We start from the raw sequence: 26752 nt of genomic DNA, 5'->3' as shown, positions 1-26752 counted from the left end.
GATCTCGACGAGCATGATCAGGCAGAGGAAGCTGCGGTAGAGGGCCAGGCGTTGCCGGGCGGGTCGGTCCAACTCGACAGTCCCGCGTGCCTCCTGACAGCCCGCCAGGACGTCCTCGTCCAGCGCGTCATGGGCCGCCCGCGCCTACACGCCAGTCGCCCTGACACCCTGGGCGTCGCCTGTCGCCGTACCGGCACCCCGAGGGGCGCCGAAGCGGGCGAGGCAGTGCCAGACCTTCTTCAGGTCCTGGAGGTCGTAGCGGCCCGTGCGGGCGGCGTCCCCGATGATGCGCGGGTCGAGAAAGCCGTCCTCGGCGATGCGGGTGCCGAGCTCGACGTATTCGGGGCCGCGGAAATCGGCGTGCAGGCGCAACTCCGCCACTCCGAGCCGGTATCCGGGGTGCCAGGCCAGAGGGCAGGGCAGGAGACGCGCCGCGGCCTCGACGGGTGTGCCCCGGTAGGACGCGTCGAGGACCAGTGCCTCCACGTCCCGGGCCGGCACGACCCGTCCGTGCACCTGCGCCTCGATGTAGTCGTCGAGGGCGTCCCGGTCGTCCGCCTCGGCGGTCTCGATGAGAGACATCCCGGCCGCGACGCCGAAGGCGGACGGTTCGGCCGCGCTGTCGGGGTAGCAGAAGGTGGCGCGGCACAGTGTCTCGCCGGTCAGCCGGAAGTGCGAGGAGCCGAACCGGGGTGCCGCGCCGACGAGTTGGCGGCGGAAGTCGAGCGCTCCGTAGATCGGACGCTCCTCGGCGGGCGCGGTGTCGTAGGCCCCGCCGAAGATCCGGCTCTCCCAGCGCCATCGGTCGCCGCCGGGGTGTGCGGTCAGGCCGCCGTTGCTCGAGCCCGTGACGAACTGCGAGCGGTACACGCCGTCCCGGGCCAGCGCCTCCAGGATCGGGACCCCGCGCACGAGCCGGTCCGGATGGAAGTTCAGGGTCAGCCTCGACATGGGATCCAGCGCGGGGCCGGAGGACCGGGCCGCGACATGGCGCAAGGCCAGTTCCTGCGGCGTGCACCCGTTCCGTGCCGTGCGGCCGTCCGCGAAATCCATTGGCTCCCCCTCATTGAGCTAGGTATCTTCGGTCAAAACCTAGGACTCCTAGGTTTGACTGCCGTCACCCAGAAGGACTCCCCCATGAGATCACTCACCGAGCGGGACATCCGCGACTCGTTCGTCAACTGCTCCCGAGGTGAGGCCAAACGGCTCGCGACGCCTCGCCATCTCGACGAACTGCCCTGGGACGACCTGGACTTCCTCGGATGGCGAGACCCGGGCGCGCCCGATCGCGGCTACCTCGTCACGGAGCGGGAAGGGGGCGTCGTCGGCGTCTGTCTGCGCCTCCCCTCCTCCCGGCGCGGGCTCCTGCGCCGCAGCATGTGCTCGCTGTGCCTGACGACGCACCCGGGCAGCGGGGTCTCGCTGATGACGGCCCGCAAGGCGGGCGCGGCGGGCCGCGAGGGCCATTCGGTCGGTGTCTACATCTGCGCCGATCTCGCCTGCTCCCTCTACGTGCGCGGGAAGAAGTCCCTGGAGTCGGGCAGCCGCTTCGAGGAGACCCTCACGACCGAGCAGCAGATCGCCCGGACGGTCGGCAACCTGTCGGCCTTCCTGGCGAAGCTGCACGACTGATCCCGCCGCACCTGACCGCTCCCCGAGCGCCCGGGGACCGTCCCCCGCCGAGCAGGGCGGGGGCGGGGAACGTCTCGCGGGCCCTCGCTCTGCCCCGGACGGGTCAGGAACCGGCAGGTGTCCACTGCGGGTCCCGACCCAGGAAGGCGAGCAGCGCCTCGGCCCGGCCGGCGCCCTCCGGCACCTCGCGCGCGGCGGCGAACACACCGAACGCGTTCCGGAGGTGATCGGCCAGCCGGTCCGCCGCGAGGCCGATCCCCGCGGCGAGGTCGTCGTCGAGGGGGGATTCCTGACCCGTCGCGACGGCGATGTCCCAGGCGTGCACGGCCGCGTCCATGGCACCCGCGGCGGCTGCCACCCCGAACGGCAGCGGACCGAGCGGCGTCGCCACCTCCTCGGCGTCGGCGGACAGCCCCCCGTAGACGTCGGCGACGTCGGCGAGGACCTTGTCGAGCGCCGCCGCCGCGTCGGCCTCCAGGCCGTCCACGGGGTGGAACGGGTCCCCGTCGGGCCACCCGCTGCCGGTGATGGCCGCGCCGTACGCCTGCTGATCGAGCCGCGCGTGGTTGAGCACCTGCCGCACCGTCCACTCGGAGCACGGCGTCGGCGCTCCCCACGCGCCCGCCGGCACACCCGCGACCACGTCACGCAGCCGTGCGTGCGCCCGCGTCAGCAGTTCGATGCCTTCGAGGTTGCTCATCCTGATTCCTCCTGATGCCTGTCCGACCGAGCCGATGCCATCAATCCAGGACCCCTTGCGGACAGATACGGTCCGCAAGGAAGACGTTCGGTACCGGTGGGAAACGGGAAGGCCCCAAGGATGCAAGAGGCACGTGGTGAGTGGACGGCATCCGTCGCGAAGATCGTGGAGCGGCGCCGGGAGCCAGTGGTCGTCCAGACACTTCGTTCGACGGCCGCCGCGACGATCGCGTACGTGGTGGCCCTGCATCTCAGTCCCGAGCCCGCACCGCTGACGGCGCCCCTGACCGCGCTGCTGGTCGTGCAGGTCACCCTGTACTCCACGATCACCACCGCCGTCCGGCGGGTGAACTCCGTGGTGGCGGGCGTCGTCATCGCCATCGGATTCAGCAGCCTCGTCGGCCTGACGTGGTGGAGTCTAGGCCTGATCATCCTCGCCTCGCTGGCGGTGGGACATCTGGTCCGGGTCAGCGAGTTCGTGCCCGAGGTGGCGATCAGCGCCATGCTGGTCCTCGGCGTCACCCGAGTGGGCGACACGGCGTGGGCCCGTGTGCTGGAGACGCTGATCGGGGCGGTCGTCGGGCTCGCCTGCAACCTCGTGCTCGCGCCACCCGTATGGGTGGGCGTGGCCGGTGAGTCCATCGAGGACCTGGCACGCCGGGTGCGGCAGTTGATGCTGCGGATCGGCGAGGAGGCCGCCGGGCACACCCCCTTCCGGGTGGCGGCCGAGCGACTGCACGAGGCCCGCAGGCTCGACCATGACATCGCCGGGGTGGACGCGGCCCTGCGGCAGGCCGAGGACAGCCTGAAACTCAACCCGCGCGTGCGCGAGGGGCTGCTGCACCGGGTCGTGCTGCGCACCGGCCTGGACACCCTGGAGATCTGCACCGTGGTCCTGCGGGTCCTCGCGCGCAGCCTCACCGACCTCGCCAAGGAGCGGGAACCCCAGCCGCTGTTCGAACCGCAGGCGGGGGCCGTCCTGGAGGAACTGCTGTCCGAGGTCGCCGACGCGATCGTCAGCTTCGCGGTACTGGTGACCACCGATGTCTCCCAGAGCGCCGCGTCCGCCGAGGAGCGGCTGAGTGCGGAACTCACCACGGCCGCCGCCACCCGCGACAAACTGGCCCAGTTGTTCCTGGACGAGGTCCAGCGCGACGCGAGCCAGTGGCAGCTGCACGGCTCCGTCCTGACCGAGGTCAACCGCATCATCGACGAGCTCGACACCGAGCACCGGACCCGCAAGCTCCTCGAGGAACTGGACCGCTGCGCCGCCGAGGAGCGCGAGCGCCGACCGCGCCTCACACGTCTGCGGCGCCTACTGCGCCTCCCGCGCCCACTGCGTTGGAACCGGAACCGTGGGGCCGCCTCCCGTCGTTCCAAGTGACGGGTTCCGTCGCCGGAGCCGCACCAGCCCGCCGTCGGAGCGCCCCGGCGACGGGTCTCCGCGTCGGCGGCCCGCTGCGCCGGGAGGTCTACCGGGACGACCGGCCGCTCAAGGCCCGGGCCGAGGAGCCGGCCGGGCGCGTGTTCGTCCATCTCGTCGGTCGCGGAACCGCCGAGCGCGTGCCGGCCCGTTGCGGCTCACGCAACGCGCATCGCCGTTCTTGCACTTCCGGGGTGTCGCACGCCAAGGTGGCTGTCACGGCCGTGGCAACCGACATCCCGAGGTGCAGGCATGAGCAGTGGTGCGGAGCCGTCGCGAGGCGCGGGCGGCGGCTGGACCAGGCGCCGCTTCGTCGGCGCGCTGGCGGGAGCCGCCGCGATCACGACGGTCCCGGCACCGGCCGCTCCGCGGGCGGACCCCGCCGTGGCGACACCGCCCCCGAAGGCGCCGTCGGCCGCCCCCGCCCCCTCAGCGTCTCCCTCGGCGTCCTCGTCCCCGGCGTCCCGCTCGGGCCCCCGCCCGCTGTTCCTCGGCACGTACACCTCGGTCGACGGCGGCGGCAAGGGGATCGGTGTGGCCACGTACGACGCCGAGACCGGCGTGATCACCGGCGGCGGTGTCGTGACGGGCGTCGACAACCCGTCGTATCTGGCGGTGCATCCGGACGGCCGCACGCTGTACGCCGCCGACGAACAGGGCGCGGGAGCGGTGACGGCCGTACGTCTCCCGCGGACCGAGGTCCTCGGCACGCGCGCGACCGGTGGCGCCGGCCCCTGCCATCTGTCCGTGCATCCGAGCGGGCGCTGGCTGCTGAGCGCGAACTACGCCTCGGGAAGCGTCACGGTGCATCCCGTCGACGCGTCCGGCGCGCTCGGCGAGCGCACCGATCTGGTCACGCACTCCAGCCCGGCACCCGGTCCCGGCCAACAGGGCCCGCACGCCCACCAGTTCATCACCGGCCCGGACGGCGGCCATCTGCTCGCCGTCGACCTGGGCACCGACACGGTGTACACCTACCGTCTCGACGACGCCGAGGGCACCCTCACCGAGGTGTCGCGGGCGCGGACCAAGCCGGGCGCGGGCCCGCGTCATCTCACGTTCCACCCCGGCGGCCGGTACGCGTATCTCGCCAACGAGGTCGACGACACGGTGACCGTCTGCGGCTACGACCAGGCCACCGGCCGCCTCACCGTGGGCGAGCCTCGGTCCACGGGCACGGGCGGCGGGACGAACTACCCGGCACAGATCCTGGTGACGGCGAACGGCTCGTACGCCTATCTCGCCAACCGGGGCCACAACAGCCTGACGCGGTACGCGATCGAGGCGGACGGTGCCCGGCTGCGGCTGCTGGACACGGTGCCCGTCGGCGGCAACTTCCCCCGCCACATCGCCTTCTCCCCGGACGGGCGGCTGCTGTTCACGGCGAACCAGCGGTCGAGCACGGTCAGTGTCTTCCACGTCGACAGCGAGAGCGGTGAACTCCGGCGCGCGGGTGAGCCGTTCGCCTCACCCGTCGCGGTCTGTGCGCTGCCGCTGTAGGGCTCGCGGGCAGGAGGCCGCGCTCGCCTGCGTGAGCAGGACGTGCATGCGTTCCGTGAGCTGGGAGACGTCGTCGGCGGGTGCGTGGAACGGCAGGCGTACGTCACCGTTGCCGCGCACCCGCTCGATACGCAGGGTGAGTCCATGGCGGTCGACGGCCAGGGGCTGGACGCGCACCGCGCCGTGCAGGCTCTCCGGTTCGACGAGCCGGGTGAGCCGCTCGACGGCGTCCGGGTGGGCATCGGCGAGGTGGGTGAGCAACTGCGCCTCGGCGAGGGCGAGCGGGTCGGGTTCGGCGTCCGCCAGTTCGTCCAGGTCGACCACCACGGTCCCGCCGGGGCGGCGCAGCACCGCGCGGGTCGGACGGAACGCCAGGTGCCCGTCCTCGGGGAGGAACCAGCCGGCGAGCCAGAGCCTGGCGCGGATCCGGTTCCGTACGGGAACCGGCGCGACGTCGGCGAATTCCAGGACGGCGGACGGCTCTCCGCGTGGCGAGCAGATGGCGGCGGCGAGCAGTGCGCTGTCCTCCGGCACCCGCAGGAGCACCCGGCCGTCCGCGGCGACGGTGTGCGCGCCGACGAACTCCTCCCGGCCACCCTCGGCGGTCACCGCGCAGGACCAGGCCGCGGCGAGCACCGAGCGGGCGTGCTCCGCTGCGGCGGGCTCGGCCGTCCAGGTGTGAGGGTCACCCATCAGTTCCTCCTTAGGTAAGGCTTGCCTAAGCTATCGAAGATCCGGGTGTACGCCAACCACGCATCGCCGAGCCGTGAGGACGTCCTACGGAATCCGGCCGCCGAACGCGTCGGAATTCAGGGTGTGACCGCGCCGAGCAGCGCCCGTGCACACAGGTCCCGCACCTGGGCACGGGTCAGATCCGCGCCCCGCAGCCACTCCAGGCACACGGCCGTGGTGAAGGCCAGCCACCCGCGGACGGCGACACGGAGCTCAAGACAGTCCTCGGACTCCCGGCCGAGTTCGGGATCCGCCGCCAGCGCCTGAAGGATCTGCAGCTCCTGCGCGGCCAGCGCCTGCTGATAGACCCGGCGGACGGCCTGATCACCGGCCGCGTCGGCGCGATGGAAGGCACGGAACCCGTGCGCGTGCTCCTCCACGTACCCGAGGAAGGTGTCCAGGCCCGCGCCGAGCTGCTCGCGCACCGGAACGCCGGGCACCGCCGCCGTCAGCCGCAGCATCCGCCGGCTCTCCCGCTCGACCACGGCCGCGAAGAAGTCCCGCTTCGTCGGGAAGTAGTGGTAGAGCAGACCGCGCGAGACTCCGGCGATCTCGGCGACCTGCTCGATCCACACGTCGTCGAAAGAACTCTCCGAGAACAGGCGGGCGCCGACCGAGAGCAGTTGCTCCCGGCGCTCCTCGGTGCTGAGCCGCCGGCGCGCGCGCTCCCCCTGCTTCCCGGTCATGCCCGCACTTTACTTGACGTCGGTTCAACAAGGGCAGCAGACTGACTGCCGCTATTGAACTCGCGTACAACAGAGTCAACGCGCCCGGGAATCAAGGGAGATGGCGTCATGACGGAGACGACGGAGGCCGCGCGGCCCAAGGGATTCCGCAGCGCGGAACTGGGCTGGCCGGAGCTGCACCGCATTCCGCACCCGCCGCGCCGCGTGCCCCTGGTCGGCGATGTGCTCGGCGCCCATGTCCGTTCTCCGCTGCAGGACTCCATGAAGTTCGGGCACATGCTCGGACCGGTCTTCCGGCGCAAGGCCTTCCGCAACGAGATCGTCTTCGTCTGGGGCGCGGACCTCGCCGCCGAGCTGGCCGACGAGTCGCGGTTCGCGAAGCACGTGGGCCTGGGCGTCGCCAATCTCCGTCCGGTGGCCGGGGACGGACTGTTCACCGCCTACAACCACGAGCCCAACTGGCAGTTGGCGCACGACGTCCTCGCCCCCGGCTTCAGCCGCGAGGCCATGGAGGGCTACCACCCGATGATGCTGGCCGTGACCGAGCGGCTGACGGACCGGTGGGACCGGGAGCAGGCGGCGGGGCACGCGGTGGACGTGCCCGGCGACATGACGAAGCTGACGCTGGAGACGATCGCCAGGACCGGCTTCGGCCATGACTTCGCCTCCTTCGAACGCTCCCGGCCGCACCCCTTCGTGAACGCGATGGTGGGCACGCTGACCTACGCCCAACGCCTCAACGTCGTCCCGGTGCCACTGGCCCCGCTCCTCCTGCGGGGAGCCTCCCGGCGCAACGCGGCGGACATGGCGTACCTCAACCGCACGGTCGACGCGGTGGTGGCCTCCCGCCGGGCCGCCGGCGGCGAGGGGGACCTGCTCGACCGCATGCTGGAGACGGCGCACCCGGAGACCGGGGAGCGGCTGAGCCCCGAGAACATCCGCCGCCAGGTGATCACCTTCCTGATCGCCGGCCACGAGACCACCTCCGGCGCCCTCTCCTTCGCCCTGCACTACCTCGCCCGGCACCCGGAGGTCGCCGCCCGCGCCCGTGCCGAGGTCGACCGCGTCTGGGGCGGCACGGACCGGCCGGGCTACGACCAGGTCGCCAAGCTCCGCCACGTCCGCCGGGTCCTCGACGAGTCGCTGCGCCTGTGGCCGACGGCACCGGCGTTCGCGCGCGAGGCCAGGCAGGACACCCTGCTCGGCGGCGTCCATCCGATGCGGGAGGGGGCATGGGCGCTGGTCCTCACCGCGATGCTGCACCGGGACCCGGCGGTGTGGGGCACCGACGCGGAGGCGTTCGACCCGGACCGCTTCGACGCGAAGGCGGTACGGGCCCGGCCCCCGCACACCTTCAAGCCGTTCGGCACCGGGGCGCGCGCCTGTATCGGCCGGCAGTTCGCGCTGCACGAGGCGACGCTGGTCCTCGGACTGCTGCTGCGCCGCTACGACCTGCGGCCCGAGCCGGGCTACCGGCTGCGGGTGGCCGAGCGGCTGACCCTGATGCCGGAGGGCCTGCGGCTGCACCTCGAACGGCGTACACCTGGAGTGCCGGAGCGGGAGGTGCCCCTGGCCCGCGCGGCCGATTGAGGCTGCGCGACGGGCCCGGGCGAGTCCCGGTTCCGATCGCGCCCCCGCTCCCCGCGCTCACGGGCCTCCGGCCGGGAGGCATCCTGTTCCCGGCAGGGGCATGTGCACGCCCTCAGCCGTGTGAAGTCCAGTGACCGGGGCGTTCGACCGATTCCGGGAGCCGGGTACCGGCGCTGCCGCGGGCCGCGTTCAGCTGCGGCTGGGTGAGGAAGAAGGCTCCGGTCAGATCGGCGTCGGTGAGGTCGGTGTCCCTGAGGTCGGCACCGATCAGATCGGCGCCGCGCAGATCGGCCCCGGTCAGATCGGCGGCGATGAGGTAGGCGCCGCGCAGACTCGCGCCCCGCAGGTCGGCACCCTTGAGGCGGGCGCCCATCAGATCGGCGCCGCGGCGGTCCTTCTTCCTGCCCCGGCCCACCCCCGCCCGGACGAGTTCGCTGGTCCGCAGCAGCACTTCGTTGACCTCCTGCCGGTGCGCGCCCACATCCAACTCGCCCAGTTCCTCGGGGGTTTGCCGGGCGAGGCGTTCCGTCGTGGCGAGCAGGCGCCGGACGTCGTCGCGCACCGGCCGCGCCGCGGGGAGTGTCAGTGCCTCGTTCAGGTACCAGAGCAGTTCGTGGAGCGCGCGCACGACGGGGAACACGTCGAACATCCGCCGGGCGCGCTCCGGGGACCCCGAGCGCCAGTCCACGCCGCCGAAGGTCACCTGGGAGACCCGCTGCCCGGCGCCGAAGCAGTCGTAGACCGTGCAGCCCGTGAAGCCCGTCTCCCGCAGCCGGGTGTGGATGCCGCACCGGAAATCGGTCTCCAGATTCGGGCAGGGCCTGCCCGCGTCCTTGTCGATCGCGAAGTCGGCCGAGCGGGCGAAGGGCAGGGCGACACAGCACAGTCCGAAGCACTGACCGCAGTCGGCTCGCAGTTCGAGGCGTGGGTCCGGGTCCGTGGCGCCGTGTTCTCGCATGGTCCCCAGCCTACTGAGCCGCGACGTATGCCCTGAAGTGCGCCGACACGGCGGCCCGGCCCCCGCGTGAGGCGATCGGTACGGTCGTTGTCTGGATGTTTGAAGGCACACCGGGTATCGAGACGGCCATGGATTCCACAGCGCTCCCCGGCCTCCCCCCTCCTCCCCCGCTGGGCGCGAGCGCCCTGCCGACGGGGACGTACGACGGTTCGCTGGTGCTCGTCACCGGTGGCGGCACCGGACTCGGGAGGGCGATCGCGGCGGAGTTCGCCCGGCTGGGCGCCGATCTGCTGATCGTCAGCCGTCGCGAGCGGCATCTCGCCGCCGCCCGCGCGGAGTTGGCGAGGCTGGGCACCCGGGTGACGACCGCCGTCTGCGACATCCGGGACCCGAAGCGCATCTCGGAGGTGTACGACGGGAGTGCGCTGCCCGACGTGCTGGTCAACAACGCGGCGGCCAACTTCCCCGTCCCGACGGAGGACATGTCCCCCAACGCCTGGCAGGCGGTCGTCGACATCACCCTCACCGGAACCTTTCTGATGACCCGTGAGTTCGGGCGACGGCATCTGACCGCGGGCACACCGGGATCGGTCATCGACGTCGGCGCGTCCTACGCCTGGACGGGCGGCCCCGGTTTCGCGCACAGCGCGGCGGCCAAGGCGGGCGTGGAGAGCCTCGTGCGGACACTGGCGGTGGAGTGGGGCCCGTACGGCATCCAGGTCAACGGTCTGGTGCCCGGGCTGATGCCGCACGAGGACATGACGGACGACATCCGCGGCAACCTGGCCCGGGCCGCCGCCCGCGCGGCCACCACGGACAGCGGGGACAACAGGGGCAGCGGGGGCAGCAGAGACGGCGGGGACGGCAGAGGCAGTGGGGACAGCGGGGGCAGTGGGGACGGCAGGGACAGCGGAAGCAGTGAGGACGGCAGGGGCGGCGGAGGCAACGGGCACAACGAGGGAAGCGCCGACGACAGGAACGGCCCGGGCGGCGCGGAGCCCCGGGCGCACGACCTGCGCCAGCCGGCCCTGCGCGTCGGGGCGCCCCGCGAGCTCGGCTGGGCCGCCACCTTCCTGGCGTCCCCCTACGCCCGGTTCATCACCGGCCACACCCTGGTGGTGGACGGTGCGAACTGGCAGCGCAGGGAGCTCGTCGGCCCGCCGGTGACGACGGTGCGGGACCAGTTGGGGCGCGGTCCCTTCACCGGCTGACCGTCACTCCCACGCGCCCGCCTCCGCGAGGCCGAGCAGGGCGAGCCGGTCGGGGTCGGCCAGGATGTGCATCGCGACGATCCGGCCGTCGGCGACGGTGACGCCCATGACCGACATCGGCCGGCCGTCGACGAGCGCGACGACGCCCGCCTCCCCGTTGACCAGGACGAGCCGTGAACTCGCCGCGAACCGCGCGAAGGTGAGCGCCTGCCGGGCCACCGCCGCCGCGCCGCGGACCAGCTTGGACGCGGCCGCGCCGCCGACCAGCGGGCCCGCGTCGGCGCGCAGCACGACATCGGGGTCCAGGACGGCGACGAGTCCCTCGAAGTCCCCGCCGCGCGAGGCGGCGAGGAAGGCGTCGAGGACCTTCCGCTGCCGGATGACATCCCGCTCGGGCTCCGGGGCGTTTCCCTTGACGCGGCGGCGCGCCCGGCTCGCGAGCTGGCGGGTGGCGGCCGGGGAGCGGCCCACGATCGGAGCGATGTCGTCGAACGGCACCGCGAACATGTCGTGCAGCACGAAGGCGAGCCGCTCGGCGGGCTCCAGTGCCTCCAGGACCACCAGCAGGGCCAGCCCGACCGAGTCGGCCAGCAGCACCTCCTGTTCGGGGTCGATCCGGTCCAGGGAGCTGACGACGGGGTCGGGGACGAAGGTGCCGGAGGGTTCCAGGGGGTCCTCGCGGCGCGCGGCGCGTGAGCGGAGCATGTCCAGGCACACCCGGCCCACGACGGTGGTCAGCCAGCCGCCCAGGTTCCTGATCTCGTCCGGGTCGGCGCGGCCGAGCTTCAGCCAGGCCTCCTGGACCGCGTCGTCCGCCTCGCTGAGCGATCCCAGCATGCGGTAGGCCACGGCTCTGAGGTGTCCCCGGTGTGCCTCGAACCGGTCCGCCAGGAGTTCGCTGTCGCCCATCGGTCCCCCTGCCTCGTCGTACGGAACAGTGACCGATCAAAACACGGCGGTCACTTTCCCTCGAAGCGGGGCGCGCGGCGGGCGCCCTTGGCCGCGTATCCCTCGCCCGCGTCGTCGGAGGTCAGGGTGAGTGCGGCCGACAGGGCGGTCCGGTCGAGGGCCGCGCCGAGACCGGCGTCGGCGTACGCGTCGATGTCGTGCTTGACCCCCTGCACGGCGAGCGGCCCGTTCGCCGCGATCTCCGCGGCGACGGCGTGGGCTGTGTCGTCCAACGCGGCTTCCTCGGCGACGAGTTGGACGAGGTGCAGGCGTTCGGCCGTCGTGGCGTCCAGCCGTCTCCCGGTCAGCGCGAGGAACTTCGCCCACCCCGCGCCCGCCTCGCGCGCGATGCGCAGGTCCCCGCCGGCGTCGACCGCGAGCCCCAACTGGGCCTCGGGAAGGGCGAACACGGCGTCCCGGGAGGCGATCCTGATGTCCGCCATCAGCGCCAGTTCGAACCCGAAGCCGAGGCAGTAGCCCCGCACGGCCGCGACGACGGGCTGCGGCAGCCGGGCGAAGGCGGCGAAGCGCTCGTGGGCCCAGCGGATGCCCTCGTAGTACGCGCGGGCCCGCTCGGCGCCCGAGCGACCGGTGATCGCGCCGCCCGGGGCGGTCACGTCGATCCCCGCGCAGAAGGCGCGCCCCTCGGCCCGCAGCAGGACCACCCGGATCGACGGATCGAAGCGGATCCGGTCGGCGTAGAGGCCGAGTTGGCGCGTGGACTCCCAGCTCCACGCATTGAGTTTCGCCGGACGACAGAGGGTGAGGACGCCGATGCCGGCCTCGGTGTCGAGGCGCAGCCGCTCCTCGCCCTTCGGGATGTCCGTGCGCGTGGTGTCGATCATCCGTACCCCCTCGGTATTCTGACGGATCGTCAGAATACCGAGGGGGTACGTCGAAGGACCCGGACGCCGGGGTGGCGGAGGGCTCAGACGTCGTCGCGCGTGAGCGCGAGCAGCCGGTCCAGGACGCGCGGGCCGCCGGCCCGTACCCCGTCGTGCTCGAACTCGTCGGTCACCCAGGTGCGCAGGCCCCGGACGGCACGCGCGGTGCGCAGGGAGTGGTCGGCGTCGACGTACATGTCGTCGTGGTAGACCGCCGCCGCGACCGGTACCTCGTTCGCGGCGAGCCGGGCCGGGTCGTACAGCGGCGCCCAGTCGGTGCGGGCGGCCAGTTCCTCGGCGGTCTCCCGCAGCGGGCGCAGCGCCGGGTCGGTCTCGAAGGTCCAGGGGTGCACGGACTCGCCGGTGAACAGCAGCGGTCCGTCGTCCGCGAGGGTCTTGGCCGCGTCGAACTGCGGGAACTCGGCACGCACGCGTTCGGCGGACCAGGCGGTGGGGCGGCCGCCCTGGGCGTAGCAGGCCTCGTGGACCAGCGCGTACAGGGGGTGTCCCGCGAACGAGAGCAGCCCCTGGACGTCCTCCTGGAAGGCGTCGGAGAGCGCCGGGCCCTGCGGGGTGCGGACGAAGGCGTCCTCCAGCAGGAAGTGCAGCCGGTGGCTGCCCTCGCTGCCGCCGAGGAGGATGCCCAGCGACTGGAACGCCTCGACGGTCAGGCGGTAGCCGCCGCTCAGGACCGGCTCGTGCTGGAGCAGGTGCTCCGCGATCCGTCGGGCGCGCTCGACGTCCTGCGGGTAGCGCGCGTAGTGCGCGGCGACCTTGCGCTCGATGCGCGGGTACGCCGCGCGGTAGACGTCGTCCGCGTGTCCGTCGAGGGTGGGCAGGCCGCCGGTGATGACGGCCGCGCTCAGCCCCTCGGGGGCGCTGGACAGGTAGTGCACGGTGCAGAAGCCGCCGAAGCTCTGACCGAGGACCGTCCAGGGCGCTCCGCCGGTGAGTCCGGGCCGGATGGCCTCGCAGTCCCGGACGATGGAGTCGGCGCGGAAGAGCGCGAGGTAGTCGGCCTGCTCGCGGGCGCCGCCGCGCAGCGGGAGCGTCTGCCGGTTGGCGGGCGTGGAGTGTCCGGTGCCGCGCTGGTCCAGCAGCAGGACGCGGAAGTCCTTCAGGGCCCGGTCGAGCCAGGCCTGCCGGCCGACGAAACGATTCGCCCCGAATCCGGGGCCACCCTGGAGGTAGACCATCCAGGGCAGGTCCTGATGCGCCTTGTCTCTCGCGACGACCTCGCGGGCGAACAGTTCGATGGTCTCCCCGGCCGGGTGGTCGTGGTCCAGGGGCACGGTGAAGCGGTGATCGGTGAGGACGACACCGGGCTGGCGGTAGCTGACGGTCAACAGGGCTCCCGAGACGTACGGATTCCAGGCTGCGTCCCAGTTGAGCACATGTTCCCCGAGCTCCGCGGCCCGGGGATCAAGAAAATGAACTGAACAGTGACTCAGCAGGACGGTAACGGGGAACTGAACCGCTGGTCAGCGCGCCGCCAGGCTGGAGTGGCGCACCACCAGTTCCGGCTGGAGCACGACCCGGCGGTGCTCGTGCGGTGCGGGCGCGGTCTCGGAGTCGATCTCCTCCAGGAGCAGCTCCGCGGCGAGGGCACCCATGGTCACGGCGGGCTGGCGCACGGAGGTGAGGGGTACGGCCGCGGCGGCGGCGAACTCGATGTCGTCGTAGCCGACGATCGCGAGGTCGTCGGGCACGCCGACGCCGGCCGCGTACATGGCCTGCAGGACGCCGAGCGCGAGCAGGTCGTTGGCGCAGAAGACGGCGGTGGGCCGCTCGGCGAGGCCGAGGAGCCGCGCGCCGGCGTCGCGCCCGGCGGCCACGTCGAGGCGCTCGGTCGGCAGCTCGCGCAGACTGCCCGGGCCGAGGCCCGCCTCGGCCAGGGCGTTCAGCGCGCCCGTGCGGCGGTCCCTGACCTGGCTGAGGCCGGGCGGCCCGCTGACGTACGCGATCGAACGGTGTCCCGCGTCCACGAGGTGCCGGACGGCGAGGGCGCCGCCCGCCACGTCGTCGACCGAGACGGAGCACTCGGTGGTGCCGTCGGCGACCCGGTCGACCAGCACGAACGGGATGCCGTTGCGGCGGAACGCCTCGATGTTGCGCCCGCTCGCGTCGGACGGCGTCAGCAGCACCCCGCGCACCCGCTGCTCGGCGAAGAGCGACAGGTAGTCGGCCTCCTCGCTCGGGCTCTGCGCGCTGTTGCAGACCATCACCCCGAGTCCGGCGTTCCGTGCGGCGCGCTCGGCGCCGCGCGCGACGTCCACGAAGAACGGGTTGCCCATGTCGAGGACGAGAAGCCCCATGATGCGGCTGTGCCCGGCCCGCAATTGGCGTGCCGACTCGCTGCGTACATATCCGAGCCGGTCGATGGCGGACAGGACGCGTGCCCTCGTCTCGGAGGCCACCGAGTCGGGGCGGTTGATCACGTTCGAGACCGTGCCGACGGAGACTCCGGCGGCACGGGCGACGTCCTTGATACCCACCGACTGGGCCATCAGGCGGGAACCTCCGGGAGAAGAACGAAAAGCGGCGGGCAGGCCCTCACATTACCCGCGAGCGGGCCGGAACCAGTGGTCATGAGGGCAGCCGGAAATCGACGACGCGCAGCGCCGAGGGCGTGGTCCCGCTGGACCTCTCCTGGTACATCACGGACAGGATTCCGTCCTGCGGGACGCGCGTCTCGTCGATCACGACCTCGCCGAAGGCGTTCAGGCCGCTGCCGTCGAACAGGAGCTTCCAGTCGGTGTGTCCGGAGGACTTCGAGGCGCCGGCGATCCGTCCGAACGGCATGATCGCGTAGGCGTTGTCGTACCGGTCCAGGACCAGCCTGGTGCGCTGGCTGGAGTTCAGGGCGATCGGGATCTCGGTCTTGGTCCAGCCACCCGAGGCGTTCTTGCGCAGGTGGAAGGCCCGGCCGTTGGCCGTGCGGTCCGTCACGTAGTTGGTGGTGCACTGCCCGAAGCGCCCGGGCACATAGCTGATGATCGCGTGCGGCAGGCCCGCCGAGTCGGTGGCCTGGCTCTCCTGGTTCATCAGGGAGTGGTCGGGGTCGAGGGAGTCGACGACGAGTCCGGCGTCGGTGACGGCGACGGTGTCGGAGCTGCCGGTGGTGCCGACGAGGGTCCCCGCGTCGTTGCGCCAGCTGCGGCCCCGGTCGGTGGAGTAGACATAGCCGGTGTCGTGGTTGGTGATGCCGCCGGCGTTGCACATCACGGCGGCGCTCTGCTCGCGCCAGGTGAAGAAGGAGTGCAGCCGGCCGTTCACGTCGTAGTCGATGCCGTGCAGGTACATGTTGCGGGCCGTGCTGGACCCGTGCGTGCTGGTGTACGTCCCTGTCGAGGCGGACCACTCGCCGAGCGCGGTCCAGGCCGAACCGCTGTACTCGGCGAGGGCGTTGCGTCCGTTCCCGGAGACGCCGACGCGGTAGCTGAGCTGGAGTCCGCCGGCCGGGGTCGCGATGAACTGCGGGTAGGTGAACTGCGTGGTGAGGGGGAGCCCGTCCAGGGAGGTCTGGACGGACCCGAACACGGCGGAGGTCCAGGCCGTCGAGGCGGCGTTGTCGAGCAGCCCGGCCACCGACTTGACGTAGAAGAAGCCGTCGCTGTGCGAGTCCATGTTCAGGTGCAGCCGGCCGTCGGTCCTGGAGACGCCCATGGAGATGACGTTGTGGGAGTCGCTGCTCTTGAGCTTGTGGGCGAGCGTGACCTTCGACCAGGTGGTGGCACCGAGCGCGCGGCGGGCGACGACCGCGCTGCGGTCGGCGGTGTACCAGGCCGCGTACTGGTAGCCGCGGTAGGTCAACAGGCCGTTCTTCTGAAACGAGTTGTTGTTGACCAGACCGTCGTAGGAGACGAAGTAGAGCGCCTGGGCGTCGAGTTGGGAGGTGCCGGTCTGGGTGGCGGAGGGGCCGGGAACGGCAGCTCGGGCGGTCCCGGCGGTAAGGGCGGGGCCTGCCACGGCGCCCAGCAGGGCCGTCGTCAGCACGGTGCGTCGTCTCATGTACGGGCTCCTCGATCGGGCTGCGGGCGGGTGAGTCGGGGCGGGCTGTTCAGGCGAGGTGGAACACTTCGGTGAGAGGTTTCATGGCCTCGTCGGGTCTGGCGCCGTCCAGCGATGTGAAGAACGGCGCCATCTCCGCCTGCCAACGGGCATTGACGTCGGTGGCTTCCATGGCGGCCTGCGCGGCCGCGAAGTCCTCGGTCTCCAGGTAGCCGACCAACAGGCCGTCCTCGCGCAGGAACAGCGAGTAGTTGTGCCAGCCGGTGGCCGAGAGCGCGTCGAGCATCTCGGGCCACACGGCGGCGTGCCGCTCGCGGTACTCGTCGAGGCGGTCCGCACGGACCTTCAGCAGAAAGCACACACGGTGCATCAATGACCCTCCGGGGCCTGGGAGTCGAACCGGCGGGACCGGCAGGACGTCAGAACGTCGAGCCGTCAGCCGTCAGCCGTCAGAAGTCAGAAGTCGAACTGGTCGATGTTCTTGGCGTCGAAGACGGTCGGCTTGCCGAGGTTGATGACGCCGTCCTTGCCGATGGTGAAGGAGCCCATGTCGCCGGCCTTGAAGGTCTCGCCCTCCTTGCCGGTGATCTGCCCCGAGGACAGCGCCACGGCCGTACGGGCGGCGAGCTCGCCGAGCTTCGCCGGGTCCCAGAGCTCGAAGCCCTCGACAGTGCCGTTCTTGACGTACTTGCGCATGTCGTTCGGGGTGCCGAGGCCGGTCAGCTTGACCTTGCCCTTGTACTTGGAACCGGACAGGTACTGGGCGGCGGCCTTGATGCCGACGGTGGTCGGGGAGATGATCCCGGCGAGCTTGGGGTGCTCCTGGAGGAGGCCCTGGGTCTGCTGGAAGGACTGCTGGGCCTCGTCGTTGCCGTAGGCGACCTTGACCAGCTTGATGTCCTTGTACTTGGGGTCCTTCAGCTCCTCCTTCATGTAGTCGATCCAGGTGTTCTGGTTCGTCGCGGTCTGCCCGGCGGACAGGATCGCGATCTCGCCCTTGTAGCCGATCTGCTTCGCGAGCAGCTGCACCTCGGTGCGGCCCAGGTCCTCGGCGCTGGCCTGCGAGACGAAGGCGTTGCGGCAGTCGGCCTTGGTGTCGGAGTCGTAGGTGACGACCTTGATCTTGTTCGTCATGGCCTGCTTGAGCGCGGTGCACAGGGCGCCCGGGTCCTGCGCGGAGACCGCCATCGCGTCGACCTGCTGCTGGGTGAGGGTGTTGACGTAACTCACCTGGCCGCTGGTGTCGGTGGCGCTGCTGGTGCCGACCTCCTTGTACTTCGAGCCCAGTTCCGTCAGCGCCTTCTCGCCGCCCTTGTCGGCGGAGGTGAAGTAGGGGTTGTTGACCGCCTTCGGCAGGAAGCCGACGGTCAGCCCCTTCTTGGTGGCCGCGTTCGGGTCGGCCTTGCCGCCGGCGGCGGCGTTGGAGCCGCCCGAGTCCTTGACGTCGTCCTTGGTGGTGCCGCCGCAGGCGCTGACGGCCAGGGCGAGGGAGGTGACGGCGGCGAGCGCCGCACAGGTACGGCGGATCGATGACTTGCGCATGGCTGACGGTCCTTTACGAGGGTGAGCGGAGCGGGGTTACGAGATCGGAGTCGAGGCGGCTCTGCGGCCCGCCCTCGCTACGGAGATCTGCCGTGCGACCCGGGGGCCGAGCACGGAGACGACCAGCAGAACGCCGGTGACGACGATCTGCGACTGCGCGGAGACATTGAGGAGGCTCATCACGTTCTGCAGCGCGCCGAGCAGGAAGACTCCCGCGATCGCGCCGCCGAGCGTGCCCTTGCCGCCGTCGAAGTCGATACCACCGAGCAGGACGGCGGCCACGACGGACAGTTCGAGCCCGGTGGCGTTGTCGTAGCGGGCGCTGGCGTAGTGCAGGGCCCAGAACACGCCGGTCAGGGAGGCCATGAGGCCGGTGGCGACGAACAGGAGCAGCTTCTGCCGCTTGACCCGGATGCCGGCGAACCGGGCCGCTTCCTCGTTGGCGCCGATCGCGAACGCGGAGCGCCCGAAGGGGGTGGCGTGCAGCACGACGACGGCGACGGCGAGCAGCACCAGGAAGAGCGGGAGGGCCCGCGGGACGAAGGTGTCCCCGATGCGTCCTGCGGCGAAGTCCAGGTACTGGGTGGGGAAGTCGGTGACCGCGTCGGAGCCGAGCACGATCTGCGCGATGCCCCGGTAGGCGGCGAGCGTGCCGATGGTGACGGCGAGGGACGGCAGTCCGAGCCGGGTCACCAGCAGGCCGTTGACCAGCCCGCACACCACGCCGAGCAGCAGACAGAGCGGGATGATCGTCTCGATGGCCATGCCCTGGTTCCACAGGGCGCCCATCACCGAGCCGGAGAGGCCGGCCGTGGAGGCGACGGACAGGTCGATCTCACCGGCCACCACGAGCAGGGTCATCGGCAGGGCGGTCAGCGCGATCGGCAGGGTGTTGCCGATCAGGAACGACAGGTTGAGCGCGTTGCCGAAGCCGTCCACGAGGGAGAAGGAGAAGAGCAGCAGGACGATGAGGAGGGCGCCGACGACCGTGTCCCAGCGGACGGCGCGCGCGAGAGCGGAGTCAGCCATGGCGGGCGTTCCTCTTCTTCAGGGCGGAGGCCACGCGCAGCGCGACGATCCGGTCGACCGCGATGGCGAGGATGAGCAGGATGCCGTTGATGGCGAGCACCCAGACGGAGCTGACGCCGAGCGCGGGCAGCACGCTGTTGATGGAGGTGAGCAGCAGCGCGCCGAGCGCGGCTCCGTAGACGCTGCCGGAACCGCCGGTGAAGACGACGCCGCCGACCACGACCGCGCTGACGACGGTCAGTTCGTATCCCGTGCCGGTGCCGGAGTCGACGTTGCCGAACCGGGCGAGGTACAGGGCGCCGGCCAGTCCCGCGAGGCCGCCGCAGACGATGTACGCGGTCAGGAGGCGGTTGCGGACCGGGATGCCGGCCAGCCGCGCGGCCTCGGGGTTGGAGCCGAGCGCGTAGAGCTCGCGGCCGCTGCCGAAGTGCTTGAGGTAGTACGCGGTGACCACCAGCACGGCCACGGCGATCAGGGCGAGATACGGGACCGCCGAGATGCCGCCGGAGCCGAAGTCGACGAAGCCGCCGGGCAGGTCGGCCGCGGTGATCTGGCGGGAGCCGACCCAGATGGAGTCGATGCCGCGGATGATGTAGAGCGTGCCGAGGGTGACGACGAGCGCGGGTACCTGACCGAGGCTGACGAGCAGTCCGTTGACCAGTCCGCAGCCGATGCCGAGCAGTACCGCGAGGAACACCGCGACGACGGGGTTGCCGCCGCCCTGCAGATAGGTGCCGGCCGCGAAGGCGCTGATGCCGAGCGTGGAGCCGACCGACAGGTCGACGTTGCGGGTGATGACGACGAGGGACTGGCCGGTGGCGACCAGCACGAGGATGGTCGCGTTCAGCAGCAGGTCCTTGATGCCCTGCTCGGAGAGGAACTCGCTGTTGCCCAGCTGAGTGATGACGGTCATCACCAGGAAGACGGCCAGGATGGCGAGTTCGCGCATCTTGAAGACGCGGTCCACCAGCCGGGTGCCGCTCGACCTGGGCACCTCGGTGGCGGGGGCGGGCGTGGGCGCGGTCACCGTCATGCGGCGGCCCTCCGGGGGATGATCGGGGTCATTCGGGCAGCCCTCTCGATGGCTGTCATGCGGCGGCCCTCCCGGTGGCGGCGGCCATCACGGATTCCTCGGTGGCTTCGGAACGTGGGATCTCGGCCGTGAGCCGGCCCTCGTACATCACGAGCACGCGGTCGGCCATGCCGAGGATCTCGGGCAGATCGGAGGAGATCATCAGGACGGCCACCCCGTCGGCGGCCAACTCGCTGAGCAGACGGTGCACTTCGGCCTTGGTGCCGACATCGATGCCGCGCGTCGGCTCGTCGACGATCAGCACCTTGGGGCCGGTGGCCAGCCACTTGGCGAGGACGACCTTCTGCTGGTTGCCGCCGGAGAGCGTGGCGACGGTGTCGGCGATCCGGGCGTACTTCACCTGGAGCCTGACCGCCCAGTCGAGGGAGCGGCTGCGCTCGGCGCCGCGGTCCATCAGGCCCGCCCTGACCGTCGTACGCAGCCCGGTCAGGCCGATGTTGCGCTCGATGGACATGTCCATCACCAGGCCCTGGGCGCGCCGGTCCTCGGGGACGAGGGCGAGCCCGGCGGCCATGGCGGTGGAGGGGGCGCCGTTCGTCAGCGCGTGGCCGTCGACCTCCACCTCTCCGGCGTCCCAGCGGTCCACGCCGAACACCGAGCGCGCGACCTCCGTGCGGCCGGCGCCGACGAGCCCGGCGAGCCCGACGATCTCGCCGCGCCGGACGTCGAAGGAGACATCGGTGAAGACGCCCTCCCGGGTCAGGCGGCGCACGCTCAGGGCGACTTCGCCCGCCTCGACGTCCTGCTTGGGGTAGAGCTCGTCGAGGTCGCGGCCGACCATCCGGCGTACGAGGTCGTCCTCCGTCATGCCATCGAGCGGCTCGCTGGAGATCAGGGCCCCGTCGCGCAGGGTCGTGACGCGCCCGCAGATCTGGAAGATCTCCTCCAGCCGGTGCGAGATGAACAGCACCGCCGAGCCCTGCTCGCGCAGGGCTCGGACCACACCGAACAGCCGGGCCACCTCGCTGCCGGTCAGGGCGGCGGTCGGTTCGTCCATGATCAGGACGCGGGCGTCGAAGGAGAGCGCCTTGGCGATCTCGACGATCTGCTGGTCGGCGATCGACAGACCGCGTGCCGGGCGCTCGGGGTCGAGTTCGACACCGAGGCGCTTCATCAGGGCGGCGGTCGCCGCGTGGGTCGCCCTGTGGTCGATGCGGCCGAGCGCACGCCGGGGCTGACGGCCCATGAAGATGTTCTCGGCGATCGAGAGGTCGGGGAAGAGCGTGGGCTCCTGGTAGATCACCGCGATGCCCGCGTCGCGGGCGTCGGCGGGACCGTGGAAGACGGTGGGTTCGCCGTCCAGCAGCACCTGGCCGGCGTCCGGTCGGTGCACGCCGGCGAGCGTCTTGATGAGGGTCGACTTGCCCGCGCCGTTCTCTCCGGCGAGCGCGTGCACCTCGCCGGGGAACAGTTCCAGGGACACGTCCCGCAGGGCGCGCACGGCACCGAAGGACTTCGAAAGGTCCTTCAGTGCCAGCACCGGGGCCGGTCCCGTGTCGGACGGGTGGGTCATGAGGGGCTCCTCGACGACGTCGGCGGGACGGCCCCCACAGCGTCGTGAAAGGTTTCAATTGGGTTGCCGGGACGTTAGGCAGGTCACCCAGGTCACGTCAATGGGTTCGTGTCGAAATTCTTCGACGGCCCTGTGTCACAACAGGGTCACGGTGAACGGTCCACGCCGGAGGGGTTGACAGCCTTTCGGGGTGCTCATAGCTTCAGCTCCTGAATCGTTTCAGACGCCATGTTCAGGAAGCCCCGTGAGCAGCACCGCGGGAAGCCCTGCGGGAAGTCCCTCGGGACCCGTCCCGGACAGCCGTCACGACACGGTTCCGCAAGCCGTCGAGGAAGCCGTTCCCATTCGAAGTCGTAGGAGTCCCGAAGTGACCGAGTTCGCCGCGGTGAAGGCCGCGCTCAAGACCCAGGCCGTCGAGACGCCGTCGTGGGCGTACGGGAACTCGGGAACCCGATTCAAGGTGTTCGCGCAACCGGGCGTGCCCCGGACCCCCCAGGAGAAGCTGGACGACGCCGCCAAGGTGCACGAGTTCACCGGCGCGGCCCCGACCGTCGCGCTGCACATCCCCTGGGACAGGGTCGACGACTACGCGGCGCTGGCGAAGCACGCCGAGGAACGCGGCCTGAAGCTGGGCGCGATCAACTCCAACACCTTCCAGGACGACGACTACCGGCTCGGCTCCGTCTGCCACCCGGACGCGGCGGTGCGCCGCAAGGCCGTCGATCACCTGCTCGAATGCGTCGACATCATGGACGCGACGGGTTCCCAGGACCTGAAGCTGTGGTTCGCCGACGGGACGAACTATCCCGGCCAGGACGATCTGCGGGAGCGCCAGGACCGGCTGGCCGAAGCTCTGGCGCAGGTCTACGCGCGGCTCGGCGACCACCAGCGGATGCTGCTGGAGTACAAGTTCTTCGAGCCCGCCTTCTACGCGACGGACGTCCCCGACTGGGGCACGGCGTACGCGCACTGCCTCAAGCTCGGCCCCAAGGCGCAGGTCGTGGTCGACACCGGGCACCACGCGCCCGGCACCAACATCGAGTTCATCGTCGCCACGCTGCTGCGCGAGGACAAGCTCGGCGCCTTCGACTTCAACTCGCGCTTCTACGCCGACGACGACCTGATGGTGGGCGCGGCCGACCCCTTCCAGCTGTTCCGGATCATGTACGAGGTGATCCGCGGCGGCGGCTTCTCCCCGGACGTCGCGTTCATGCTCGACCAGTGCCACAACATCGAGGCGAAGATCCCGGCGATCCTCCGCTCGGTCATGAACGTGCAGGAGGCCACCGCCAAGGCGCTCCTCGTCGACCGCGGCGCGCTCGCCGAGGCGCAGCGGGCCGGGGACGTGCTCGCCGCGAACGCGGTGGTGATGGACGCGTACAACACGGACGTACGGCCGCTGCTCGCCGAGGTCCGTACGGAGCTGGGGCTCGATCCCGACCCGGTGGCCGCGTACCACCGGTCGGGGTGGGCCGAGCGGATCGCCGCCGAGCGGGTCGGGGGCACCCAGGCGGGGTGGGGGGCCTAGGGGGGCCTGGCCCCGTTACCGGCGCCTCCTTGCTCGCCGAGGGGGCTGCCCCTGCGGGTTCGGAGCAAGCCTTCCGGGCCCCGTCTGCCCCACCGGGCGGTCCGCGGGACGCGGGAGTCGTCGTGGCCGGTCGCGCAGTTCCCCGCGCCCCTGAGGGGCACCCTTCCTCGGGTTCGTTCCCCAGTGAACCCACACCCTCTCCTTAAGGACCTGGAACATGGCACCCCATCCCGAAGCCGCCGCTCTGCTGGCTCGGTCGCGCCGGCTCGGCGCCGATCCCCGCAACACCAACTACGCGGGCGGCAACACGTCCGCGAAGGGCACCGACACCGACCCCGTGACCGGCGGGGACGTGGAGCTGATGTGGGTGAAGGGGTCGGGCGGCGACCTCGGCACCCTCACCGAGGCCGGACTCGCGGTGCTGCGGCTCGACCGGCTCCGGGCGATGACCGAGGTGTACCCGGGCGTCGAGCGCGAGGACGAGATGGTCGCCGCGTTCGACTACTGCCTGCACGGCAAGGGCGGTGCGGCGCCGTCGATCGACACGGCGATGCACGGGCTCGTCGACGCCCCGCACGTCGATCATCTGCACCCCGACTCGGGGATCGCGCTCGCCTGCGCGGCGGACGGGGAGAAGCTGACCGCCGAGTGCTTCGGCGACAGCGTGGTGTGGGTGCCGTGGCGCCGGCCCGGTTTCCAGCTGGGACTGGACATCGCGGCGGTCAAGGAGGCCAACCCGGGGGCCGTCGGTTGTGTCCTGGGCGGCCACGGCATCACCGCCTGGGGCGCCACCGCCGAGGAGTGCGAGCGCAACTCGCTGCACATCATCCGCACCGCCGAGGCCTTCCTTGCCGACCGCGGGAAGGCGGAGCCGTTCGGACCGGTCGTCGAGGGGTACGAGGCGCCGGCCGCGGCGGACCGCCACGAGCGCGCCGCCGCGCTGGCGCCGTACATCCGGGCCATCGCCTCCCAGGACCGTCCGCAGGTCGGCCACTTCACCGACTCGGAAGAGGTGCTGGACTTCCTCTCCCGGGCCGAGCACCCGAGGCTCGCGGCGCTCGGCACCTCGTGCCCGGACCACTTCCTGCGCACCAAGGTCAGGCCCCTCGTCCTCGACCTGCCGCCGACCGCCTCCCTCGACGAAGCGGTCGCCCGGCTCGGGGAACTGCACGCCGAGTACCGCGTGGAGTACGCCGCCTACTACGAGCGGCACGCGCTGCCCGACTCCCCCGCGATGCGCGGCGCGGACCCGGCGATCGTGCTGGTCCCCGGGGTCGGGATGTTCTCCTTCGGCAAGGACAAGCAGACGGCACGGGTGGCGGGCGAGTTCTACGTCAACGCGATCAATGTGATGCGGGGCGCCGAGGCCGTCTCGACGTACGCGCCGATCGAGGAGTCGGAGAAGTTCCGCATCGAGTACTGGGCTCTGGAGGAGGCCAAGCTCCAGCGGATGCCGAAGCCCAAGCCGCTCGCCACGCGAGTGGCGCTGGTGACGGGCGCGGGCAGCGGGATCGGCCGGGCGATCGCCGAGCGGCTGGTGGCCGAGGGCGCGTGTGTCGTGGTCGCGGACCTGAACGCCGAGGGCGCCGCCGAGGTGGCCGCCGAGCTGGGCGGTCCCGACAAGGCCGTCGCCGTCGCCGTGGACGTCACCTCCGAGGAGCAGATCGCCGAGGCCTTCGAGGCGGCGGCGCTGGCCTTCGGCGGTGTCGACCTGGTGGTCAACAACGCGGGCATCTCCATCTCCAAGCCGCTGCTGGAGACCACCGCGAGGGACTGGGACCTCCAGCACGACATCATGGCCCGCGGCTCCTTCCTCGTCTCGCGCGAGGCGGCCCGGGTGATGATCGCGCAGCGACTGGGCGGCGACATCGTCTACATCGCGTCCAAGAACGCGGTCTTCGCCGGCCCCAACAACATCGCCTACTCCGCGACCAAGGCCGACCAGGCGCATCAAGTGCGTCTCCTGGCAGCCGAGTTGGGCGAACACGGCATCCGGGTCAACGGCGTCAACCCCGACGGGGTCGTGCGCGGCTCGGGCATCTTCGCGGGCGGCTGGGGCGCGCAGCGGGCGGCGACGTACGGCATCGAGGAGGAGAAGCTCGGCGAGTTCTACGCCCAGCGGACCATCCTCAAGCGGGAGGTGCTGCCGGAGCATGTCGCGAACGCGGTCTTCGCGCTGACGGGCGGGGACCTGACGCACACCACGGGACTGCACGTCCCGGTCGACGCCGGCGTCGCCGCCGCGTTCCTGCGATGACGTCGATGAGCGCCGCGCACACCTACGCCGCGGTCGACCTCGGCGCGTCCAGCGGACGCGTCATGGTCGGCCGTGTCGGCCCGGACACACTGGAGCTGGCCGAGGCGCACCGCTTCCCGAACCGGCCGGTCCGGGTCCCCGAAGGGCTGCGCTGGGACATCCTGGCGCTGTACGCGGGGATCCTCGACGGACTCCGCGCGGCCGGTCAGGTCGACTCCGTCGGCATCGACAGCTGGGCGGTGGACTACGGCCTGCTGGACGCGGACGGGGCGCTGCTCGGCAATCCCGTGCACTACCGCGACGCCCGCACCGAGGGCGTCGCGGAGAAGGTGTGGGCGAGTGTGCCCGCCGCCGAGCTGTACGCGGCGACGGGGTTGCAGTACGCGCCGTTCAACACCCTGTATCAGCTGACGGCCGCGCGTTCGTCCGTCCGACTGGCCTCCGCACAGCGCCTGTTGCTGATCCCGGATCTGCTGTCTTACTGGCTCACGGGCGAGGCGGGCACCGAGCTCACCAACGCCTCCACGACCCAGCTGATCGATCCGCGGACCCGCGACTGGTCGTACGGTCTCGCGGAGCGGCTCGGTGTCGACCTCGGGCTGTTCGCCCCGTTGCGCCGTCCCGGCGACCCGGCCGGGTCCCTGCTGCCGCGTGTGCTGGAGGAGACCGGGATGACCGGCCCGGTGCCGGTGACGACGGTCGGTTCGCACGACACCGCCTCGGCCGTGGCCGCCGTTCCCGCCACCGGCGAGCGGTTCGCGTACATCTGCACCGGCACCTGGTCCCTGGCGGGCCTGGAGCTGGACGCGCCCGTCCTCACCGAGGCGAGCCGGGCCGCCAACTTCACCAACGAGCTGGGCCTGGACGGCACGGTCCGCTATCTGCGCAACATCATGGGCCTGTGGCTGCTCCAGGAGTGCATGCGCGAGTGGGGCCACCCCGACCTCGGTGAACTCCTCACGGCCGCCGCCGAGGTGGCGCCGCTGCGCTCCGTCGTGGACGCGGGCGACCCGGCGTTCCTCGCGCCGGGCCGGATGCCGTCGCGGATCGCGGACGCCTGCCGGGACTCGGGGCAGCCGGTGCCCGAGTCACGTGCCGAGATCACCCGCTGCATCCTCGACTCCCTCGCGCTCGCCCACCGCCGGGCCATCGAGGAGGCGCAGTCCCTCGCCGACCATCCGGTCGACGTCGTGCACATCGTCGGCGGCGGCACCCGCAACGAGCTGCTGTGCCGGCTCACCGCCGACGCCTGCGGTCTGCCGGTCGTGGCGGGACCGGCGGAGGCGGCCGCGCTCGGCAACGTCCTCGTCCAGGCGCGGGCGCACCGCCTGGTCGGCGAACGCGCCGAGATGCGCGGTCTCGTGGCGCGCACGCAGCCGCTCCGCCGCTATGAGCCGCGGGGCGACACGGCGGCGTGGCGCGCGGCCGAGGCGCGGTTCGGCGCGCGGTGAGACCCGGCCGATCCGGTGGGCGCGCGCTGCCTCCCCCGTTGCGCGCCCGCCGCGTACCCTGCACC

23 protein-coding genes are annotated in these 26752 nt (G+C 71.7%); 8 read left to right on the top strand and 15 right to left on the bottom strand.

The window, feature by feature from the left end; all coding sequences use genetic code 11:
* Positions 1–144 precede the first annotated feature (144 nt).
* The gene (locus ACFWBT_RS10315) at positions 145–1053 is read right to left on the bottom strand and encodes a DUF3626 domain-containing protein (RefSeq protein ID WP_385697943.1); all 909 of its coding nucleotides are present in this window, start codon (positions 1051–1053) and stop codon (positions 145–147) included.
* An 84-nt stretch (positions 1054–1137) separates the two neighbouring features.
* Between ACFWBT_RS10315 and ACFWBT_RS10310 the strand changes: the two genes are divergently transcribed.
* Positions 1138–1632 (top strand): FBP domain-containing protein, encoded by a 495-nt coding sequence (locus ACFWBT_RS10310; protein ID WP_385697941.1) that lies wholly within the window; start codon positions 1138–1140, stop codon positions 1630–1632.
* A gap of 103 nt (positions 1633–1735) precedes the next feature.
* Here the strand turns inward: ACFWBT_RS10310 and ACFWBT_RS10305 are convergent, their stop codons facing one another.
* Entirely contained in the window at positions 1736–2332 is a 597-nt protein-coding gene (locus ACFWBT_RS10305) for a TIGR03086 family metal-binding protein (RefSeq protein ID WP_385697940.1), read from the bottom strand.
* Between the two features lie 120 nt (positions 2333–2452).
* On the opposite strand from ACFWBT_RS10305, the gene ACFWBT_RS10300 reads away from it, so the two are divergent.
* Together ACFWBT_RS10300 and ACFWBT_RS10295 are read left to right on the top strand one after the other, a co-directional pair.
* On the top strand, positions 2453–3715 hold the full coding sequence (locus ACFWBT_RS10300; protein WP_385697938.1) for an aromatic acid exporter family protein: 1263 nt from the start codon (positions 2453–2455) through the stop codon (positions 3713–3715).
* A gap of 291 nt (positions 3716–4006) precedes the next feature.
* Positions 4007–5254 carry a lactonase family protein gene (locus tag ACFWBT_RS10295; RefSeq protein WP_385697936.1) on the top strand — a complete coding sequence of 416 codons (1248 nt, stop codon included), beginning with the start codon at positions 4007–4009 and terminating at the stop codon, positions 5252–5254.
* Here ACFWBT_RS10295 and ACFWBT_RS10290 read toward each other — a convergent pair.
* Together ACFWBT_RS10290 and ACFWBT_RS10285 are read right to left on the bottom strand one after the other, a co-directional pair.
* Complete coding sequence (locus ACFWBT_RS10290; RefSeq protein ID WP_385697934.1) at positions 5222–5947, bottom strand: DUF2470 domain-containing protein; 726 nt, start codon at positions 5945–5947, stop codon at positions 5222–5224. The two genes, ACFWBT_RS10295 and ACFWBT_RS10290, sit on opposite strands and share 33 nt — an antisense overlap.
* 116 nt (positions 5948–6063) lie before the next feature.
* Positions 6064–6672, bottom strand: coding sequence for a TetR/AcrR family transcriptional regulator (locus ACFWBT_RS10285; RefSeq protein WP_385697933.1), 609 nt, complete (start codon positions 6670–6672; stop codon positions 6064–6066).
* 108 nt (positions 6673–6780) lie between these two features.
* Between ACFWBT_RS10285 and ACFWBT_RS10280 the strand changes: the two genes are divergently transcribed.
* Positions 6781–8262: a cytochrome P450 gene (locus ACFWBT_RS10280; RefSeq protein ID WP_385697931.1), complete on the top strand. Its 1482-nt coding sequence runs from the start codon at positions 6781–6783 to the stop codon at positions 8260–8262.
* Positions 8263–8374: 112 nt separating this feature from the next.
* Here ACFWBT_RS10280 and ACFWBT_RS10275 read toward each other — a convergent pair whose 3' ends face one another.
* Positions 8375–9220 carry a pentapeptide repeat-containing protein gene (locus ACFWBT_RS10275; protein ID WP_385697929.1) on the bottom strand — a complete coding sequence of 282 codons (846 nt, stop codon included), beginning with the start codon at positions 9218–9220 and terminating at the stop codon, positions 8375–8377.
* 128 nt (positions 9221–9348) lie between these two features.
* On the opposite strand from ACFWBT_RS10275, the gene ACFWBT_RS10270 reads away from it, so the two are divergent.
* Positions 9349–10431, top strand: a complete 1083-nt coding sequence (locus tag ACFWBT_RS10270; RefSeq protein WP_385697928.1) for an SDR family oxidoreductase — start codon at positions 9349–9351, stop codon at positions 10429–10431.
* 3 nt (positions 10432–10434) lie between these two features.
* Here ACFWBT_RS10270 and sigJ read toward each other — a convergent pair whose 3' ends face one another.
* From sigJ to ACFWBT_RS10220, 10 genes are all read right to left on the bottom strand, one after another.
* Positions 10435–11340, bottom strand: coding sequence for an RNA polymerase sigma factor SigJ (gene sigJ, locus ACFWBT_RS10265; RefSeq protein ID WP_385697927.1), 906 nt, complete (start codon positions 11338–11340; stop codon positions 10435–10437).
* Positions 11341–11390: 50 nt separating this feature from the next.
* Positions 11391–12224 carry an enoyl-CoA hydratase/isomerase family protein gene (locus tag ACFWBT_RS10260; protein ID WP_385697925.1) on the bottom strand — a complete coding sequence of 278 codons (834 nt, stop codon included), beginning with the start codon at positions 12222–12224 and terminating at the stop codon, positions 11391–11393.
* Between the two features lie 83 nt (positions 12225–12307).
* Positions 12308–13609: an alpha/beta fold hydrolase gene (locus ACFWBT_RS10255; RefSeq protein WP_385697951.1), complete on the bottom strand. Its 1302-nt coding sequence runs from the start codon at positions 13607–13609 to the stop codon at positions 12308–12310.
* Positions 13610–13744: 135 nt separating this feature from the next.
* Positions 13745–14770 (bottom strand): LacI family DNA-binding transcriptional regulator, encoded by a 1026-nt coding sequence (locus tag ACFWBT_RS10250; protein WP_385697923.1) that lies wholly within the window; start codon positions 14768–14770, stop codon positions 13745–13747.
* 79 nt (positions 14771–14849) lie between these two features.
* Entirely contained in the window at positions 14850–16274 is a 1425-nt protein-coding gene (locus ACFWBT_RS10245) for a BNR repeat-containing protein (RefSeq protein WP_385697921.1), read from the bottom strand.
* Between the two features lie 49 nt (positions 16275–16323).
* Positions 16324–16644 (bottom strand): L-rhamnose mutarotase, encoded by a 321-nt coding sequence (locus tag ACFWBT_RS10240; RefSeq protein ID WP_385697920.1) that lies wholly within the window; start codon positions 16642–16644, stop codon positions 16324–16326.
* Positions 16645–16730: 86 nt separating this feature from the next.
* Positions 16731–17816 (bottom strand): rhamnose ABC transporter substrate-binding protein, encoded by a 1086-nt coding sequence (gene rhaS, locus ACFWBT_RS10235; RefSeq protein ID WP_356460220.1) that lies wholly within the window; start codon positions 17814–17816, stop codon positions 16731–16733.
* A gap of 36 nt (positions 17817–17852) precedes the next feature.
* Complete coding sequence (locus ACFWBT_RS10230) at positions 17853–18845, bottom strand: ABC transporter permease (protein ID WP_385697918.1); 993 nt, start codon at positions 18843–18845, stop codon at positions 17853–17855.
* Positions 18838–19878, bottom strand: coding sequence for an ABC transporter permease (locus ACFWBT_RS10225; protein WP_385697916.1), 1041 nt, complete (start codon positions 19876–19878; stop codon positions 18838–18840). Before ACFWBT_RS10225 ends, ACFWBT_RS10230 begins: the two co-directional genes overlap by 8 nt.
* A 55-nt stretch (positions 19879–19933) precedes the next feature.
* Positions 19934–21451, bottom strand: a complete 1518-nt coding sequence (locus tag ACFWBT_RS10220; protein ID WP_385697915.1) for a sugar ABC transporter ATP-binding protein — start codon at positions 21449–21451, stop codon at positions 19934–19936.
* Positions 21452–21818: 367 nt separating this feature from the next.
* Between ACFWBT_RS10220 and rhaI the strand changes: the two genes are divergently transcribed.
* From rhaI to ACFWBT_RS10205, 3 genes are all read left to right on the top strand, one after another.
* Positions 21819–22979, top strand: coding sequence for an L-rhamnose isomerase (gene rhaI / locus ACFWBT_RS10215; RefSeq protein ID WP_385697914.1), 1161 nt, complete (start codon positions 21819–21821; stop codon positions 22977–22979).
* 217 nt (positions 22980–23196) lie between these two features.
* On the top strand, positions 23197–25236 hold the full coding sequence (locus ACFWBT_RS10210; protein ID WP_385697912.1) for a bifunctional aldolase/short-chain dehydrogenase: 2040 nt from the start codon (positions 23197–23199) through the stop codon (positions 25234–25236).
* A 5-nt stretch (positions 25237–25241) separates the two neighbouring features.
* A complete protein-coding gene (locus ACFWBT_RS10205; RefSeq protein WP_385697910.1) occupies positions 25242–26687 on the top strand; it encodes a rhamnulokinase family protein in 1446 nt (481 codons plus the stop codon).
* The last annotated feature ends 65 nt before the right edge of the window (positions 26688–26752 follow it).

This window comes from Streptomyces sp. NPDC060027, from assembly GCF_042737005.1.
Taxonomy (GTDB): domain Bacteria; phylum Actinomycetota; class Actinomycetes; order Streptomycetales; family Streptomycetaceae; genus Streptomyces.
This window is presented reverse-complemented; position numbering and strand designations above follow the sequence as displayed.